This window comes from Stakelama sediminis (assembly GCF_014199335.1).
Taxonomy (GTDB): domain Bacteria; phylum Pseudomonadota; class Alphaproteobacteria; order Sphingomonadales; family Sphingomonadaceae; genus Sphingomonas; species Sphingomonas sediminis.
Window position 1 is genome coordinate 400,882 of record NZ_JACIJI010000001.1, and the last position, 15,805, is coordinate 416,686.

Genomic DNA, 15,805 nt, shown 5'->3' on the forward strand with positions numbered 1-15,805 from the left:
ACGAAGCCGGACAGTGTTTCATGGCTTTACGCCTTGTTGTCGTCCACCTCAGAGAATTCGGCGTCGACTACATCATCATCGCCTGCCGCCTCAGCTCCGGCACCGGCTGCGCCTGCGGCGCCCGCCGCACCTTCTGCGCCGGCCTCTGCCTGCTGCTTCTCATAGATCGCCTGACCCAGCTTCATCGCGACCTGGGCAAGCGCTTCGGACTTCGCCTTCATCGCTTCGGCATCGTCGCTTTCAACGGCGCTCTTGGCTTCGGCAATCGCGCTTTCGATTTCCGACTTGAGCGAGGCGTCCACCTTGTCGCCATTTTCGGCAAGCTGCTTCTCGGTGGTGTGGATCAGGCTTTCGGCGTTGTTCTTCGCCTCAACCGCTTCACGCCGCTGCTTGTCGGCTTCAGCGAACTTCTCAGCGTCCTGCACCATCTGTTCGATGTCGTTGTCGGACAGGCCGCCCGACGCCTGAATGCGGATCTGCTGTTCCTTGCCGGTGCCCTTGTCCTTGGCCGACACATTGACGATGCCGTTGGCGTCGATGTCGAACGTGACCTCGATCTGCGGCACGCCGCGCGGTGCAGGCGGGATACCGACCAGATCGAACTGGCCGAGCAGCTTGTTGTCGGCCGCCATTTCACGCTCGCCCTGAAACACGCGGATCGTCACCGCCTGCTGATTATCGTCAGCGGTGGAATAGGTCTGCGACTTCTTGGTCGGGATCGTCGTGTTGCGGTCGATCATGCGGGTGAACACGCCACCCAGCGTCTCGATACCCAGCGACAGCGGCGTCACGTCGAGCAACAGCACGTCCTTGACGTCGCCCTGCAGCACGCCCGCCTGAATAGCGGCACCGATAGCGACGACTTCATCCGGATTCACGCCGACATGCGGTTCCTTGCCGAAGAAATCCTTCACGACCGAACGCACCTTGGGCATGCGGGTCATACCGCCGACCATCACGACTTCGTCGATTTCATTCGACTTCACACCGGCATCGGCCATCGCCTTTTTGCACGGCTCCAGCGTACGCTGAATCAGGCCCTCGACCAGCTTTTCAAGGTCGGCACGGCTGATCGTCTTGACCAGATGCTTGGGACCGTTCTGGTCGGCCGTGATGAACGGCAGGTTGACCTCGGTCGACTGTGCGCTGGAAAGCTCGATCTTCGCCTTTTCAGCGGCTTCCTTCAGCCGTTGCAGCGCCAGCTTGTCCTTGGTGAGGTCGATGCCCTCGTCCTTCTTGAAGCCCTCGGCGAGATATTCGACGACCTTGGTGTCGAAATCCTCACCGCCCAGGAAGGTGTCGCCGTTGGTGGCCTTCACCTCGAACACGCCGTCACCGACTTCAAGGATCGAGATATCGAACGTACCGCCGCCAAGGTCATAGACCGCGATCGTCTTGTTCTCGTTCTTCTCCAGCCCATAGGCGAGCGCGGCAGCCGTCGGCTCGTTGATGATGCGCAGGACTTCCAGCCCCGCGATCTTGCCGGCATCCTTGGTTGCCTGACGCTGGGCGTCGTTGAAGTATGCGGGCACGGTGATGACCGCCTGCGACACGGTTTCGCCGAGATAGCTTTCGGCGGTTTCCTTCATCTTCTGCAGGATGAAGGCGGAAATCTGCGACGGCGAATAATCCTCACCGCCCGCCTGCACCCAGGCATCGCCGTTCGAACCCTTGACGATGGTATAGGGCACCAGTTCGGTGTCCTTCTTCGTCACAGGATCGTCGAAGCGGCGGCCGATCAGGCGCTTTACCGCAAAAACCGTATTGTCGGGATTGGTCACCGCCTGGCGCTTTGCCGGCTGACCGATCAGTCGCTCCCCATCCTTGGCGAATGCGACGATCGAAGGCGTGGTACGCGCGCCTTCCGCATTTTCGATCACCTTGGGCTTGCCACCCTCCATCACCGCTACGCAGCTGTTGGTGGTGCCGAGATCGATACCGATTACTTTAGCCATAGTTCCTCTTGTGGCCCCCGGATTACAAAATAGTCCAATACCAAATGGTCACGCCCATCATGCGGCACGCAACCGTTCCGTTCAGCGATATAGGTGGGGTTCGCCTTGCCGCAAGATCATCGTGACGATAGGAAATTACACTTTCCCGATTTGGGAGGGGATTTGCCATGCGCCACGTGACTGCCGCCATCGCCCTGTGTGTGCTCGCGGCCTGCCATCCGCTTGCCGAAAAGCCGACCGTCGATCATGGCTGGATACGCCTCGCCGCCGTGTCGGGCCGACCGGCCGCGGCCTATTTCACCATGCATGGCGGACAGCAGGACGATGCGCTGTTGTCGGTATCGACGCCGATTGCCAACAAGGTCGAACTGCATGAAAGCATGAAAACCGGTGGCGATGACGGCGCTCCGATGATGATGACGATGAAAGCCATCAGGCAGGTTGCGGTCCCGGCGGGCGAAACGGTGAAGTTCGCGCCGGGCGGACGGCACGCCATGCTGTTCGACGTATCGCCCAAAATACAGGCAGGTGACACCGCACCGCTGACCCTGCATTTCGCCAGTGGGACGAATGTGCAGGTCAGCGCGAAAGTGATCGCGGCAGGCGATCCGGCACCAAAGGGGTGACCACGGTTATTCCCGATACCCCGTCATTGCGAGGAGCGCAGCGACGAAGCAATCCAGCCACCTGTCCGAGATAGACTGAAATGGGTCGCTACGGTGGATCGCTACGGGCCTGCGACCCTTGCGATGACATTGCCCCTTACCGCGCCCCGCGCCAGATCTTGACGCGCGCGGTGGCGGGCGCCCCTGCCTCCTTGCAGCGCTTGTAGCGGAAGCGAGTGTCGAGGCAGAGCCAGACCTCCTCCAGCCAGCCCTTGCGGTTTGTCCGCACCTTCAGCATGTCGGGCGAGATGCCGGGATTGGCCTGCGCAAAGGCTGCGGCGAACTGCCCCACGGTCAGCGTCCTGCGATGCGACAGCGCCTGCATGTTCGGATAGCGCAGTTTCGCATACAACCCCGTCGAACGCTTGAAATAGGCTTGCGGGCTGATCCCCATACAGGTGCCGTGCTTGGCATATTCATGCTGGAGCAAATTGGCCGACGGCGTGGCGCACAGATTGCGCCGCACCACGCGCGGCGGCAGGATCGCGGTCGAGCGGCAATATTGCGGCCAGCTCTTGCCTTGCCCATCGGGCCACAACCCGTGCAGCGTGAAGCCGAAGCTGTTCTCACTCCCGCACATAAAACCCGAAAAACCGTCGCCTGCGCGTTCGTGACAGCTTTGCGGCGCCCAGATCAGCGCCAGCGTATAGCCGCCGACAGGCATGATCCGCCGGGGCTGGCGCGGCGACGGCAGCGCCGGTTCGGGCACCGGCAGTGTCTGCGGAATCTTGCAGCTATAGGCTTGCGCGGACGCGGCCTGCGGCAGGATCGCCGCGGTCAGTGCCGCAGCCAGCCCGAATGTGACTTTCATTCGAAGGTTTCCGTCGTTTCCGCTTCCGTCGGCGTCTTTTCGAACCAGGCTTTCGCATCGGGGCGGAACAGCATGATCACCGCCAGCGTCTGCAACACGATGCCGACAACCTGCAAAACCCCGGGAATGCCGACAGGAAGCTTACCGCCGACCAATGAGATCAGCCAGAACACCAGACCAATTCCATAGAAGATCGCCACAATCCAGCGCGCGACGTTGCTCGCCTTGCGTGCCGCAAAATACCACAGCACCGCCGTGATGATCAGGCTGATCGCGATGCCCGCGACCATCATTGCCGGAAAAAACTGCAACGCTACCGGATTGGCGGCTGCCATCTGCGCCTTGGTATCGTTCCATGCCAGCGCGGTTTCGGCAATGCTGACGACAAAAGACAGCCAGTAAAAAATCTCAAACCGGACAATGGATTGCGGACGCATCAAATTTCTCCCCCTGCGTATAATCGTTGCTACCGCGCTTTATCGTCCCGCGCCAACCCCCAACCGGATCAGGCAGCGTAAAAATCAAGGCCGATGTCTGCGGCAGGGGCCGACTGGGTCAGCCTGCCGACGCTGATATAGGTAACCCCGGTTTCCGCAATTGCGCGAATGGTTTCCAGCCGCACCCCGCCCGATGCTTCGGTCGGCACGCGCCCGCCGACCAGCGTCACCGCACCGCGCAGGATAGAAGGCTCCATATTATCGAGCAGCAAATGGGTGGCGCCCGCCGCAAGCGCGGGCTCGATCTGGTCCACCCGGTCGACCTCGACAATGATCTCGGCAATCCCGGCATCGACCGCGCGGCGCACTGCTTCGGCCACCGATCCGGCAACCGCAATATGATTGTCCTTGATCATCGCCGCGTCCCACAGCCCCATGCGATGGTTCTTCGCACCGCCCATGCGGGTCGCATATTTTTCCAGCACCCGCAGCCCCGGCAGCGTCTTGCGCGTGTCCAGCAGCGTCGCGCCGGTGCCGCGAATGCGATCGACATAGGCGCGCGTCATCGTCGCGATGCCCGACAGATGCTGCACCGTGTTGAGCGCGGAGCGCTCCGCCGTCAGCATCGCCCTGCCCCGTCCGTTCAGCCGCATCAGGTCGGCCCCGGGCTGCACGCTGCCCCCGTCGGTGACCAGCGATTCGACCTCAACCTCCGGGTCGAGCGTCCGAAAGAATGCGACGGCGACCGGCAGGCCCGCGACGGTGATCGCATCGCGGCTGTCCATCGTACCGGTAAAGCGCGCATCCGCCGGAATTACCGCGTCGGAGGTAATATCCCCGCGTTCGCCCAGATCCTCGGCCAGCGTCGAACGGACAAAAGCCTCTATGTCGAATCCATCAAGCTGGAAGGCAGGCTGATCATGCGGCATCGCAATTTCCTTTCATGGCGCGACACGCCGATGGCATATCGCGTACGGACGCGACAGCCCCTTCACGCCACAGGAGCGAATTGTTCGACCGCAGCACGCAATTCGTCCAGCGTCGGCCCAGCCAGCGTGTGTTCCGCCTGTTCAAGCAACAGACGTGCCTCGCGCCGCAGCGCCGCGACCCGCAACGGCGACACATCGCCCTGGGCCGCTGCCGACAGCCCCTCGACAAACATGCGTGACGCAATGGCGTTTTCAGCGGCCGAAGCGCGCACCGATCCGAAGCCGCGCCGCACGAAATGGTCGAAATCGTCGGGCACGGCATAGACACCATGCTCGCCATAGGGCCGCTGGTCGACATCGCATTCGAGGTTGCGCATGGCGAGTTGCGCGGTAGCCGCCGACAGCCAGTGCATACAGGTAATCGCGGTGAAGGGATCGTTGATGCCCGGCGACAGCGCACGCAGAGCGATCTCGACAAGTTCGTCGAGCGAATATTCGATATCCTGACGCGGGGTGCGGAATTCGCCCACCGCAAAGGCAGAATGAACGGCACGCTCCACCCGGTCGGCCAGCGCATCCTTCCCCTCCACCTCCGCAATCGGCATGGCGGGATGCACGAAGTCGCCGGGGCGCACCGTCAGCCGGATTCGCACGTCGCATTCCTGCGCCACCCCCGCCAGCGTGTCGAAATCGATCACCTCGACATAACCGGTCTTGCGCGCCCGCACGGGAACGGTCGCAGCGGCGGGCGGCATTCGCATCAGCGCACCGCGATCGGGATCAGGAAAGCGTCCCTCGATCTCCCGCATCGCACGCTCGCCGATATTGGAAACGACGCTGTTGATCCGGATGCTGTCGGGCACATGGTGAAGGAAAAACACCAGCACGCCGACCGACAACAGCGTCAGTGCCATCGCGACGATCAGCGAAACCTCCGGAACGAAAGCGCTTTCGCCGCCCTCGCCCGAGCTGCGGATCGTGCGCAATACCAGCAGGCAATAGACGAAGGTGGCGATGAAGGTGCCCAGCGTGAACTTGTTGCCGCGATCGGACATGAAGTTGGTCAGCAGGCGCGGACCGTAATTGCCGGAGGCATAGACGACCGCGGCGATGGTGATCGCGAACACCGTACCCGCCACGGAAATCATCGATCCGGCGATGGTGGAAAGCAGTGACCGCGCGCCATCCGGTTTCGACCCGTGAATCCAGGCCACTTCCTGCACCCAGTGCTGCCCCATGCGCACATCGATCGCATAGGTGATGAGCGACAGGAAAATTGCCCCGACCGTCATCACGGCGGGCAGGAACCAGTAACTGGAATTCAGATCTTCGGCGATCTTGCGCAACCGGGCTTTCATGGCAGCATGAACGTACCGGTCACGAAACGGTTCAGTGCAACGGCACAGTCAGTCGTCGGCCGCTGCACGAAAACCGTCTCAATACGCCCTTGCGACCAGAATACGCTCCACCGCCGGTTCGCCGGTGAAGATGCAGGCACCGTCCGCCGGTTTCGCATTCAGCGGCACGTTGCGGAAGGTCAGCTTGTGCGCTTTCAGCCGCTCGACCACCTTGTCCAGCGCCGCCCCCGTCGGGCGCGACCACTGTACCTCGACCCAGCCCGGATATTTGCCGTTCTTGTCGAAATAATCGGCCAGCTTGTCGAAATCCGTAATCGAGCGCGAGATGCTCGCTTCCATACGTTCGCGCGCGCCTAGCAGCATCCGGGTCTGCATGCTTTCAAGGATAGCCTTCGCCTTGCCCAGCAACTCTCCACGCGGCACCGCCACGCTGTCGAGCTTGCCGTCTTCTCGATACAGCCGGTCGCGGCGCACGACCGAGACATTGCCGCCCGCGACATCGCGCCCGCCGACCTCGATGACGATCGGCGCGCCCTTCTTTACCCAACCCCAGCGCTTGGTGACGGGTTTGACCTCACGCGTGTCCATCCACACCCGCAGCGGTTCGCCGAACGCGGTCTGTTTGCGCAGTTCGTACCACAGTTCGTTGCAATAGCGCTTGATCTGCTCATCCTCGGGACCACCGCGCAGCAGCGGTACGATGATGATCTGTTGCGGCGCGATCCGCGGCGGCACGCAAAGCCCGTCATCGTCGCCATGCGTCATGATCATCCCGCCGATCATCCGTGTCGACATGCCCCAGCTTGTCGTCCAGGCATGTTCGAACTGGCCATCGCGATTCTGGAACTTGATATTCTGGGCCTGTGCGAAAGTGCGGCCCAGAAAATGCGACGTCCCCGCCTGAAGCGCCTTGCCGTCCTGCATCATCGCCTCGATCGACCAGGTCGCATCGGCGCCCGGAAAGCGCTCATTCTCCGGCTTTTCGCCCGCGATCACCGGCATCGCCACGCATTCCTCGGCAAAGCTGCGATAGACTTCCAGCATCCGCAGCGTTTCCTCACGCGCCTCTTCTTCGGTGGCATGGGCGGTATGCCCTTCCTGCCAGAGAAATTCGCTGGTGCGCAGGAACATGCGCGTGCGCATTTCCCAGCGCACGACATTAGCCCATTGGTTGATCAGCACCGGCAGATCGCGCCAGCTTTGAATCCAACGGGCAAAAGCGTTGCCGATTACCGTTTCAGAGGTCGGACGCACGACCAGCGGCTCTTCCAGCTTCGCTTCAGGATCGGGCACCAGCTTGCCGCTTTCATCCTGGACAAGCCGATGATGGGTGACGACCGCCATTTCCTTGGCAAAGCCGTCGACATGCTCGGCCTCTTTCTCGAAATTCGACAGCGGGATAAAGATCGGAAAATAGCAGTTGTCGTGGCCGGTTTCCTTGATCCGGTCATCAAGCAGCCGCTGAATACGTTCCCAGATGCCATAGCCCCATGGCCGTATGACCATACAACCGCGAACACCCGATTCCTCGGCCAGGTCGGCCTCGGCAATGACGGCCTGATACCATTGGGCGAAATCTTCGTCGCGAGTAACCGAAAGCGCGTGCTTGGCCATGAATTCCTGCAAAGTCGTAAGTATGCCAAAGTTCCCGCTTAGCGACATCAGTCGCCGCGGCAAAGCCCTAGTCTGACAACTTGAACAGACAAAATAGTCGGCTCTGGCCATTGCCGCATCGCAGCATCGACCGTAGTGCCATGCGATGCCGCGTGAAGATCGCATCCTGACCGGGCTGGCCCTGCGCCTGCTTTCGGCTTTCTGCCTCGCCAGTCTCGCCGCGCTGATCAAGCTGGCGCAAGCACAAGGCGCGAAGTTGCCTGAGATCATGTTCTTCCGCCAATGCGTCGCCGTGCCGATGCTGTTCATCATCATTGCCGCCGGGCCGGGACTGTCCGTGCTGCGTCCAAAACGCTTTCGCCCGATCGTCGTGCGCACCATCGTCGGCCTGATCGGCATGGTGTTTAATTTCGGAGCGATCCTGCTGCTGCCGCTTCCCGAAGCAACGACGTTGCAGTTCACCGCGCCGATCTTCGCCACGATTCTCGGGGCACTGGTCCTGCGCGAACCAACCGGCTGGCATCGCTGGGGCGCGGTGGCGCTGGGCTTTGTCGGTGTGTTGATCGTGGCACAGCCGGGCAGCGGGGATATTCCGCTTACCGGAGCACTGGTCGGGCTGACGGCGGCATTCCTGATCGCTTCGATCGCAATCCTGTTGCGCCATATCGGCCAGACCGAACATCCGCTCACCACCGTATTCTGGTTTTCGCTGCTTTCGGTGCCCGTGCTGACAATACCCTATTTCTTCTTTGCGCAGCCACACCCGGCGGAAACATGGATCGTTCTTGCATCGATCGGAATGGTCGGCGGCCTGGGGCAACTGGCGCTGACGTCCAGCGTGCGCTTCGCCCCCGTCTCCACCGTAGTGCCGATGGACTATTCAAGTCTGGTCTGGGCAACGGTCTATAGCTGGTGGCTGTTTGCGGTACTGCCGCCCGCTGCGACATGGGTAGGCGCGCCGGTGATTATCATCAGCGGACTGTATATCGTCTGGCGCGAACACCGGCTGAAACTGCGCGCTGCCACCACTGCGGCGTAACCATCAGTCGCGACGATAGACGACCAGCAGATTATTGGCGGGCATTTCGAACAGGCGGTCGAACACCAGCCCCTGTTCCTTCGCCGCCGCGCTGACCGCCTCCAGTCGCCGCAACCCCCAATGGGCATCGCGTATTCGCAACGACTGATCGAAGGCCAGATTGGACTCCGCCGTTTCGACCGCATCGCGCAGAAAGGGACCATAAAGGATCAGCGGCGCCCCATGCGACAGTAATCCTGCTGTTCCCGCCATCAGCCCCAGCGTAGCCTCCCACGGGCTGATATGGATCATATTGATGCACAGCACGGCATCCGCATGTTCGATCGGCCATTGCGCGTCACTGGCATCCAGAAACAGCGGCGGACGGACATTTGCCAGCCCCTCGCACCATGCGGCGATGGACGCACGCGCGGTCGGATCGGCATCGCTGGGTTGCCAGATATGGCCGGGAAACAGTTTCGCGAACCATGCACAATGCTCGCCCGACCCGCTTGCGATTTCCAGCACCGTACCGGTGATCGGCAACACTTCCTGCAGGCGCTCGGCGATCGCTTCGCGGTTGCGCAGCGTGGCTGGCGCGTGTTTGCGCACGTCGCCCCTCTGTTCGCCCGCAATCCAGGGTTCGGGATCAGGCACGCGCGCGCGCCGCGTTCAGCATCCGCCGCGCGCGCAGAAACATCTCAAGTCGCTGAAGCGCGAACATCCCCAACGCAAAGGCGATCAGGACGTCCGTGACCAGCAGTGCGTTAATGTGCATGCTTGTCGCACTGCCCGATTCGGCCAGCATTCGCGCGCCCTCTCGCACGACGATCAGCGCGACGATGAACAGGATCGCCGCAGGCGACGCCTTCTGGTTGAGCGCATGGGTTTCGGGGTCGATATGGATGTGCATCATCCGCCCGCGCTGCCAGCCGATTGCGCCGCCCGCCGCCAGCCCGACGAGCGACAGGCTCCAGCCGAGCGGCGACGGCAGATGCGATGCGAATGCCAGCACCGCGATGGCACCATATAGCGCCGGAACCACCCAGAGATATTCAAGGCGCAGTGGCCGCATCCTGCTCATGCGCCGCATCCGGAACGCCAGCACGACGCCGATCACCGCGAACATGATCACATAGGAAATCCAGGGCGTCGGATGACCCGTATGAACCTGCATCTTTCAATCCCCCGGCCGCTTTCTTCGACGGGGTTCTATCACAGTCATTGCCCGATGCCAGTCAGTGATGGATCTCGCGCACCACCTGTGCGTGGGCCAGCAGGGCAAACAGTGCGGTGCCGCCGATGACATTGCCGATAAAGGCAGGCAGGATATAACCGCCGACCGCATCGAGCGGGCTCATCGTACCCTCCAGCATCAGCAGCCATGCCTCCGCCGATCCGACCACGACATGCGCGAAATCGCCCAGCGCGATCAGCCAGGTAAGCAGCGCGATGATCAGCACCCGTTCACCCGACGCGCTGGGCAAGATCCACACCAGCGCCGCAATCAGGAACCCGCTGGGAATGCCGCTCAACAGCACATGGCCGAACCCATGCCCCAGAATGCCGCGGCTGACCGCGCTGATTGCGCCGCCGATTTCCGGCGACCCGAACCCGCCCGCCAGCGTGAACAGCGCAAACGCGAAGGTTCCGGCAAGATTGGCGACCAGCACCAGCGCCCAGAGCCGGGCGGTCCGGCCGAAACTGGGCCAGCTTGGCTGGGTGGCGAGCGGCAGCACCGCCGTCACCGTACTTTCGGTGAACAATTGCAACCGTCCCATAATAACGATCAGAAAGCCGAAGGCATAACCGAAGCTGGCGATGATCGGGCGCGCCGGGCCTTCGGGCAGGTTCAGCGTCAGGATCGCTTCGGCAAGGATCGACATGCCCATCGCCACGCCCGCCGCCAGCCCCGACCAGAGCAGTGACAGCGCGGGACGTTTCAGTTCCTCCAGTCCCTGTCGCCGGATTGCCTCATGCACGATTTTCGCCGGGGGCGCGCGGCGCTCCTCAACGTCGATTTCCTCATCATGGCTGAGATGCGTCGCACCCTCCTCGCTATCGGGAGGTGCCTCGCCGGTGCGGGCCTGATGCCCGCGATGATCGGAAGAGCCTGTTGCCATCGCCCGACGACGCCGGGCGACGGCAAAGGTTCCCGGTTATTCCGCCGCCTCGGCCTGTTGCGGTTCGTTCCACACCAGGACTGGCTTGCGCGCAGCCTGCGTTTCATCGAGACGACGACGCGGCGCATAATAGGGCGCACCCTTCAACGCTTCATCGCCTGCCTTGGCGCGTTCCGCCACCGAACGCAGTGCGCCGATGAACTGATCCAGCGTATCCTTCGACTCGGTTTCGGTCGGCTCGACCAGCATCGCGCCGTGAACGACGAGCGGGAAATACATCGTCATCGGATGATACCCTTCGTCGATCAGCGCCTTGGCGATGTCGAGCGTAGTGAAACCTTCGGCCAGACCGGCATCGGAGAAGATCGCCTCATGCATACACGGACCCGACGCGGCGAACGGCGCGTCGAGCACATCCTCCAGACTACGCAGGATGTAATTGGCGTTGAGCACGGCATCCTCCGCCACCTGTTTCAGCCCGTCGGCGCCGTGGCTGAGGATATAGGCGAGCGCACGGGTGAACATGCCCATCTGACCGTGGAACGCGACCATGCGCCCGAACGAGCGGGCATGATGTTCGCCGGCAGTTTCCTCCTCGACCAGCGCGAAACCGTCCGCCGTCTTTTCGACGAAGGGCAGCGGCGCGAAGGAAGTCAGCGCTTCGGAAAACACCACCGGGCCGGAGCCGGGTCCACCGCCGCCATGCGGGGTGGAGAAGGTCTTGTGCAGGTTGATGTGCATCGCATCGACGCCCAGGTCGCCGGGGCGCACGCGCCCGACGATCGCGTTGAAATTGGCGCCGTCGCAATAAACCAGCGCGCCCGCCGCGTGCACTGCGTCCGAGATCGCCTTCATATCGCGTTCGAACAGCCCGCAGGTATTGGGGTTGGTGATCATCACCGCGGCGACGTCCGGCCCAAGCCGTTCCTGCAACGCGGCCAGATCGACGCGGCCGTCCTTCGTCGCCGGGATATTCTCGACCTTGTACCCGGCAAAGGCGGCGGTGGCAGGATTGGTGCCGTGCGCGCTTTCGGGCACCAGAATCACGGACCGCGTATCGCCGCGCGCTTCCAGCGCCGCACGGATGGCAAGGATGCCGCACAGTTCGCCATGCGCGCCCGCCTTCGGGCTCATCGCCACCGAATGCATACCGGTCAGCGTTACCAGCCAGTGCGCAAGCTGATGGATCACCTCCAGCGCCCCCTGTACCGTGTCGACGGGTTGCAGCGGATGAATATCGGCGAAACCCGGCATCCGCGCGACGCGCTCATTGAGGCGCGGATTATGCTTCATCGTGCAGCTTCCCAGCGGGAAGAGGCCGAGGTCGATCGCGTAATTCTGACGGCTGAGGCGGGTATAATGGCGCACCGTTTCCGGCTCGGAAAGACCGGGCAAACCGATATCTGCCTTGCGCTCCAGACCGCCGAGGCGCGAGGCCGGAGCCTTTACCTCCTCGATATCCAGACCGGTATTGCTCAGCTTGCCGATCTCGAACAGCAATGGCTCTTCCAGCATCAGCGCACGATTGCCGGTATAGGTCGCCGGGCCGCCGCAGCCATTGCCGCTATTGCCCATTTCCGGGCGCCATCCGCTCTGATTGATGCTCATGCCAGCGCCTCCTGCAGCCCTGTTGCCAGGGCTTCGATATCCTCATCCGTCACGGTTTCGGTGACAGCGACGACTAGCCCGTTGGCCAGTTCCGCCGCCTCGGGGAACAGCCGACCCAGCGACACGCCCGCCAGCACGCCCCTGTCCGCCAGTGCGCGGACGACCGGGCGCGCTTCCTGCGACAGTTTCACGGTGAATTCGTTGAAGAAAGCATCGCTGACCAGTTCAACGCCGGGCACCTTTGACAGTCGTTCGGCGGCCTGACAGGCGCGGGCATGGTTGGCGGCGGCGAGCTTGCGCAACCCCGCCTCGCCCAGCAGCGTCATGTGGATCGAAAAAGCCAGCGCACACAGGCCGGAATTGGTGCAGATATTCGACGTCGCCTTTTCACGACGGATATGCTGCTCGCGCGTCGACAGCGTCAGTACGAAACCGCGCTTGCCTTCCGAATCGGTGGTTTCGCCGCACAGTCTCCCCGGCATCTGCCGCACCAGCTTTTGCGAACAGCCGAACAGCCCCAGATACGGCCCGCCGAATTGCAGGCCGACGCCGATCGACTGGCCTTCGCCGACGACGATATCGGCACCCATCTCACCGGGCGATTTGATCGCGCCCAGCGCCACCGGCTCGGTCACGACCGCGATCAGCAGCGCCTTTTTCGCATGGCAGGCATCGGCAAGGTCGGACAGATCGCCGATCCGGCCGAGAATATCGGGATATTGCACGACCACGCACGAAGTATCGTCATCGATCTGCCCGATCAGGTCGGCGGTGTCGGGTTCGGCTGTCAGTGTCGGCGTCGCCGTGACAAGGTGATCCCCGGTGAACTTCGCCATGGTGTTGGCGACCGAGACATAATGCGGATGCAGCCCGCCCGACAGGATCGCCTTTGCCCGCTTCGTCACCCGGCGCGCCATCGTGATCGCTTCCCAGCAGGCGGTCGATCCATCATACATCGACGCGTTGGCGACATCGACACCGAACAGGCGCGCGACCTGAGTCTGGAACTCGAACAGCATCTGCAGCGTGCCCTGCGCGATTTCCGGCTGATAGGGCGTATAGGCGGTCAGAAACTCGCCGCGCTGAATGATGTGATCGACGGTCGCGGGCACGTGATGCTTGTATGCGCCGCAGCCGAGGAAGAACGGGCCATCGCCCGCCGTCTGATTCTTCGCCGCCAGCCGCGACATATGCCGCTCGACCGCCATCTCACTGGCATGGGGAGGCAGATCACGGATCGGCCCGTCGAGCCGTGCGGCTTCGGGCACGTCGGCGAACAGATCGTCGATGGTTTTTGCGCCGACCTTTGCAAGCATCGCCTGCCGGTCGGACGGAGTGAGGGGAAGGTACCGCATCAAAAATTCCTGAATGGCGTCGCCCCGGCGCGGACCGGGGTCTCATGCAGCAAGCCAGTGTCGCCTGCCGCGAGCGATGCCGGCTTACGCCGGCATGACGTTGGCTTCCTTACAGCGATTCGACGAACTTCTTGTATTTGGATTCGTCCATCAGGCCGTCGAGTTCGCCCGCATCGCGCAGTTCCAGCTTGAAAAACCAGCCTTCGCCTTCGGGATCTTCGTTGACCAGCGCGGGATTGTCGTCGAGTGCGCTGTTGCCTTCGGTCACCGTGCCGGAAACCGGCGAATAGACGTCGGACGCAGCCTTGACCGATTCAACCACCGCGGCTTCGTCGCCCTTGGCGAACTGCTTGCCGTCTTCAGGCGTTTCGACGAACACGATGTCGCCGAGCTGGCCTTGCGCATAATCGGTGATGCCGACGGTCGCGATATCGCCGTCGAGATCGATCCATTCATGGTCTTCGGTAAAATAACGGCTCATTTCGATGCTCCTGCACGAACATAGCGATGGGGAACGAAGGGCATGGCTGCAACCTTCGCCTGATGGATCTTGCCGCGCTGGCCCAGTTGCACGGCGGTGCCGGGCTCGGCCATCGCGACCGGCACATAGGCCATGGCGATCGGCTTACCGACGCTGGGAGCGAACCCTCCGGAAGTGACGCGGCCGACCATATTGCCTTCGGCGTCCAGCACATCGGCACCTTCGCGTACCGGCTGGCGTCCGTCGATGATCAGGCCGACACGCTTTTGCACGGCACCGTTTTCGCGCTCCGCCAGAATGCGCTCGGCACCCGGAAAACCGCCCTCTTCGCGGCGGCGCTTGGACAACGCAAAACCCAGATCGGCCATGACCGGCGTGGTTTCGGGGTCGAGATCATGGCCATAGAGCGGCAACCCGGCCTCAAGCCGCAGCGAATCGCGCGCGCCCAGCCCGATCGGCTTCACCTCCGGTTCGGCGCAGAGTGCATCGGCAAAGGCGGTCGCGGCTTCGGCAGGCAGCGAAATCTCAAACCCGTCCTCACCGGTATAGCCCGAACGGCTGATCCACAACGCATGCCCCTGCCATTCGAACCCCGCACCGCGCATGAACACCAGATCGGTCACGCCCGGCACCAGCCGTGCCAGCGCATCCACCGCCTTTGGTCCCTGCAGCGCCAGCAGTGCCTGATCCTCCAGATGGTTGATGGTGATCTTGTCGGACAGATATTCACGCAGATGCGCGATATCGTCCCATTTCACCGCACCGTTGACGACCATGTAGAGAGTGTCACCCGCATTGGTGACCATCAGGTCATCGAGAATGCCGCCATTATCGGCAAGCAGCAGCGAATAGCGCATCCGTCCCGGTTTCAGCGCGGCAATATCGCCGGGCACCAGCGTTTCCAGCGCTGCGACCACATCGTCACCGGAAAGATGCAACTGGCCCATATGGCTGACGTCGAACAGCCCGGCCGATTCGCGCGTCCATTGATGTTCGGCCATGATTCCGTCGAACTGCACCGGCATCCAGTATCCGGCAAAGGGCACCATCCGCCCGCCATGCGCCCGGTGCCAGCCGTCGAGCGGCAGGGTCAGCGTTTCCAGTTCGGTTTCGTTCGTTTCGCTCAATCGGGGTCTCCGGCAAACAGAAAAACGCGATTTCATGCGGTGCGTCGGCTCCGCATTCCATCGCCCCCTCTGTCACGGAACCTGAGAGCTTTCACGGGCATCGGGGGTTTACCCCTGCCTGCTTACCCCTTCGGTGGAGACGACGCATAAACACCGCCTCGCTTTCCAGAGTGTCGCCAGGTCGCGCGCGGTCCCGATTGCCTGAGAGATTCCGGGGCGGTTGCTCCTTCGGCGGCCAGGGTCGAAACCCCGGCACTCTCCCGTGCGCGGCCCATGCCGGAAAAACCGGCATCGACGCTCTTGTTAGTGCGTCAGATGCCGACC

General features: G+C 62.5%; 15 protein-coding genes and 1 riboswitch. Of the genes, 2 read left to right on the plus strand and 13 right to left on the minus strand.

The features are described 5' to 3' along the window. Positions 1-26: 26 nt before the first annotated feature. Entirely contained in the window at positions 27-1,955 is a 1,929-nt protein-coding gene (gene dnaK / locus FHR23_RS02025) for a molecular chaperone DnaK (RefSeq protein ID WP_184001254.1), read from the minus strand. Positions 1,956-2,122: 167 nt separating this feature from the next. On the opposite strand from dnaK, the gene FHR23_RS02030 reads away from it, so the two are divergent. After that, positions 2,123-2,581, plus strand: a complete 459-nt coding sequence (locus FHR23_RS02030) for a copper chaperone PCu(A)C (RefSeq protein WP_184001255.1) — start codon at positions 2,123-2,125, stop codon at positions 2,579-2,581. A 136-nt stretch (positions 2,582-2,717) separates the two neighbouring features. On the opposite strand, the gene FHR23_RS02035 is transcribed toward FHR23_RS02030, so the two are convergent. The 5 genes from FHR23_RS02035 to proS all read right to left on the minus strand — a co-directional run bounded on the left by FHR23_RS02035 (position 2,718) and on the right by proS (position 7,769). After that, the gene (locus tag FHR23_RS02035) at positions 2,718-3,431 is read right to left on the minus strand and encodes a ribonuclease T2 family protein (protein WP_184001256.1); all 714 of its coding nucleotides are present in this window, start codon (positions 3,429-3,431) and stop codon (positions 2,718-2,720) included. Next, positions 3,428-3,868 carry a hypothetical protein gene (locus FHR23_RS02040; protein WP_184001257.1) on the minus strand — a complete coding sequence of 147 codons (441 nt, stop codon included), beginning with the start codon at positions 3,866-3,868 and terminating at the stop codon, positions 3,428-3,430. Before FHR23_RS02040 ends, FHR23_RS02035 begins: the two co-directional genes overlap by 4 nt. Before the next feature lie 68 nt (positions 3,869-3,936). Beyond that, on the minus strand, positions 3,937-4,797 hold the full coding sequence (nadC, locus tag FHR23_RS02045) for a carboxylating nicotinate-nucleotide diphosphorylase (RefSeq protein ID WP_184001258.1): 861 nt from the start codon (positions 4,795-4,797) through the stop codon (positions 3,937-3,939). A 62-nt stretch (positions 4,798-4,859) separates the two neighbouring features. Beyond that, positions 4,860-6,143 (minus strand): DUF2254 domain-containing protein, encoded by a 1,284-nt coding sequence (locus tag FHR23_RS02050; RefSeq protein ID WP_246359657.1) that lies wholly within the window; start codon positions 6,141-6,143, stop codon positions 4,860-4,862. 90 nt (positions 6,144-6,233) lie between these two features. Beyond that, positions 6,234-7,769 (minus strand): proline--tRNA ligase, encoded by a 1,536-nt coding sequence (gene proS / locus FHR23_RS02055; protein ID WP_184001260.1) that lies wholly within the window; start codon positions 7,767-7,769, stop codon positions 6,234-6,236. Positions 7,770-7,914: 145 nt separating this feature from the next. On the opposite strand from proS, the gene FHR23_RS02060 reads away from it, so the two are divergent. After that, complete coding sequence (locus tag FHR23_RS02060) at positions 7,915-8,808, plus strand: DMT family transporter (protein WP_184001261.1); 894 nt, start codon at positions 7,915-7,917, stop codon at positions 8,806-8,808. 3 nt (positions 8,809-8,811) lie between these two features. Here the strand turns inward: FHR23_RS02060 and FHR23_RS02065 are convergent, their stop codons facing one another. The 7 genes from FHR23_RS02065 to gcvT all read right to left on the minus strand — a co-directional run bounded on the left by FHR23_RS02065 (position 8,812) and on the right by gcvT (position 15,481). Further along, positions 8,812-9,444, minus strand: coding sequence for a DUF938 domain-containing protein (locus FHR23_RS02065; protein WP_184001262.1), 633 nt, complete (start codon positions 9,442-9,444; stop codon positions 8,812-8,814). Then, positions 9,437-9,964 carry a CcdC protein domain-containing protein gene (locus FHR23_RS02070; RefSeq protein WP_184001263.1) on the minus strand — a complete coding sequence of 176 codons (528 nt, stop codon included), beginning with the start codon at positions 9,962-9,964 and terminating at the stop codon, positions 9,437-9,439. The genes FHR23_RS02065 and FHR23_RS02070 overlap by 8 nt, the downstream gene beginning before the upstream one ends. Before the next feature lie 61 nt (positions 9,965-10,025). Next, positions 10,026-10,910 carry a formate/nitrite transporter family protein gene (locus FHR23_RS02075; RefSeq protein ID WP_184001264.1) on the minus strand — a complete coding sequence of 295 codons (885 nt, stop codon included), beginning with the start codon at positions 10,908-10,910 and terminating at the stop codon, positions 10,026-10,028. Between the two features lie 36 nt (positions 10,911-10,946). Beyond that, complete coding sequence (gcvPB, locus tag FHR23_RS02080) at positions 10,947-12,485, minus strand: aminomethyl-transferring glycine dehydrogenase subunit GcvPB (protein WP_246359720.1); 1,539 nt, start codon at positions 12,483-12,485, stop codon at positions 10,947-10,949. Positions 12,486-12,514: 29 nt separating this feature from the next. Beyond that, positions 12,515-13,873 carry an aminomethyl-transferring glycine dehydrogenase subunit GcvPA gene (gene gcvPA / locus FHR23_RS02085; protein ID WP_184001266.1) on the minus strand — a complete coding sequence of 453 codons (1,359 nt, stop codon included), beginning with the start codon at positions 13,871-13,873 and terminating at the stop codon, positions 12,515-12,517. Between the two features lie 109 nt (positions 13,874-13,982). Then, a complete protein-coding gene (gene gcvH, locus FHR23_RS02090) occupies positions 13,983-14,354 on the minus strand; it encodes a glycine cleavage system protein GcvH (RefSeq protein ID WP_184001267.1) in 372 nt (123 codons plus the stop codon). Continuing rightward, entirely contained in the window at positions 14,351-15,481 is a 1,131-nt protein-coding gene (gcvT, locus tag FHR23_RS02095) for a glycine cleavage system aminomethyltransferase GcvT (RefSeq protein ID WP_246359658.1), read from the minus strand. The genes gcvH and gcvT overlap by 4 nt, the downstream gene beginning before the upstream one ends. 178 nt (positions 15,482-15,659) lie before the next feature. After that, positions 15,660-15,754: riboswitch (glycine riboswitch) on the minus strand. Positions 15,755-15,805: the final 51 nt, after the last annotated feature.

Bases quoted from the DNA above. Each gene is read 5' to 3' on its own strand.
- FHR23_RS02035 (WP_184001256.1), bottom strand. From the start codon at position 3,431: ATGAAAGTCACATTCGGGCTGGCTGCGGCACTGACCGCGGCGATCCTG.
- dnaK (WP_184001254.1), bottom strand. From the start codon at position 1,955: ATGGCTAAAGTAATCGGTATCGATCTCGGCACCACCAACAGCTGCGTA.
- FHR23_RS02040 (WP_184001257.1), bottom strand. From the start codon at position 3,868: ATGCGTCCGCAATCCATTGTCCGGTTTGAGATTTTTTACTGGCTGTCT.
- gcvPB (WP_246359720.1), bottom strand. From the start codon at position 12,485: ATGGGCAATAGCGGCAATGGCTGCGGCGGCCCGGCGACCTATACCGGC.
- FHR23_RS02030 (WP_184001255.1), top strand. From the start codon at position 2,123: ATGCGCCACGTGACTGCCGCCATCGCCCTGTGTGTGCTCGCGGCCTGC.
- FHR23_RS02075 (WP_184001264.1), bottom strand. From the start codon at position 10,910: ATGGCAACAGGCTCTTCCGATCATCGCGGGCATCAGGCCCGCACCGGC.
- gcvH (WP_184001267.1), bottom strand. From the start codon at position 14,354: ATGAGCCGTTATTTTACCGAAGACCATGAATGGATCGATCTCGACGGC.
- nadC (WP_184001258.1), bottom strand. From the start codon at position 4,797: ATGCCGCATGATCAGCCTGCCTTCCAGCTTGATGGATTCGACATAGAG.
- FHR23_RS02070 (WP_184001263.1), bottom strand. From the start codon at position 9,964: ATGCAGGTTCATACGGGTCATCCGACGCCCTGGATTTCCTATGTGATC.
- gcvPA (WP_184001266.1), bottom strand. From the start codon at position 13,873: ATGCGGTACCTTCCCCTCACTCCGTCCGACCGGCAGGCGATGCTTGCA.
- proS (WP_184001260.1), bottom strand. From the start codon at position 7,769: ATGGCCAAGCACGCGCTTTCGGTTACTCGCGACGAAGATTTCGCCCAA.
- FHR23_RS02060 (WP_184001261.1), top strand. From the start codon at position 7,915: ATGCCGCGTGAAGATCGCATCCTGACCGGGCTGGCCCTGCGCCTGCTT.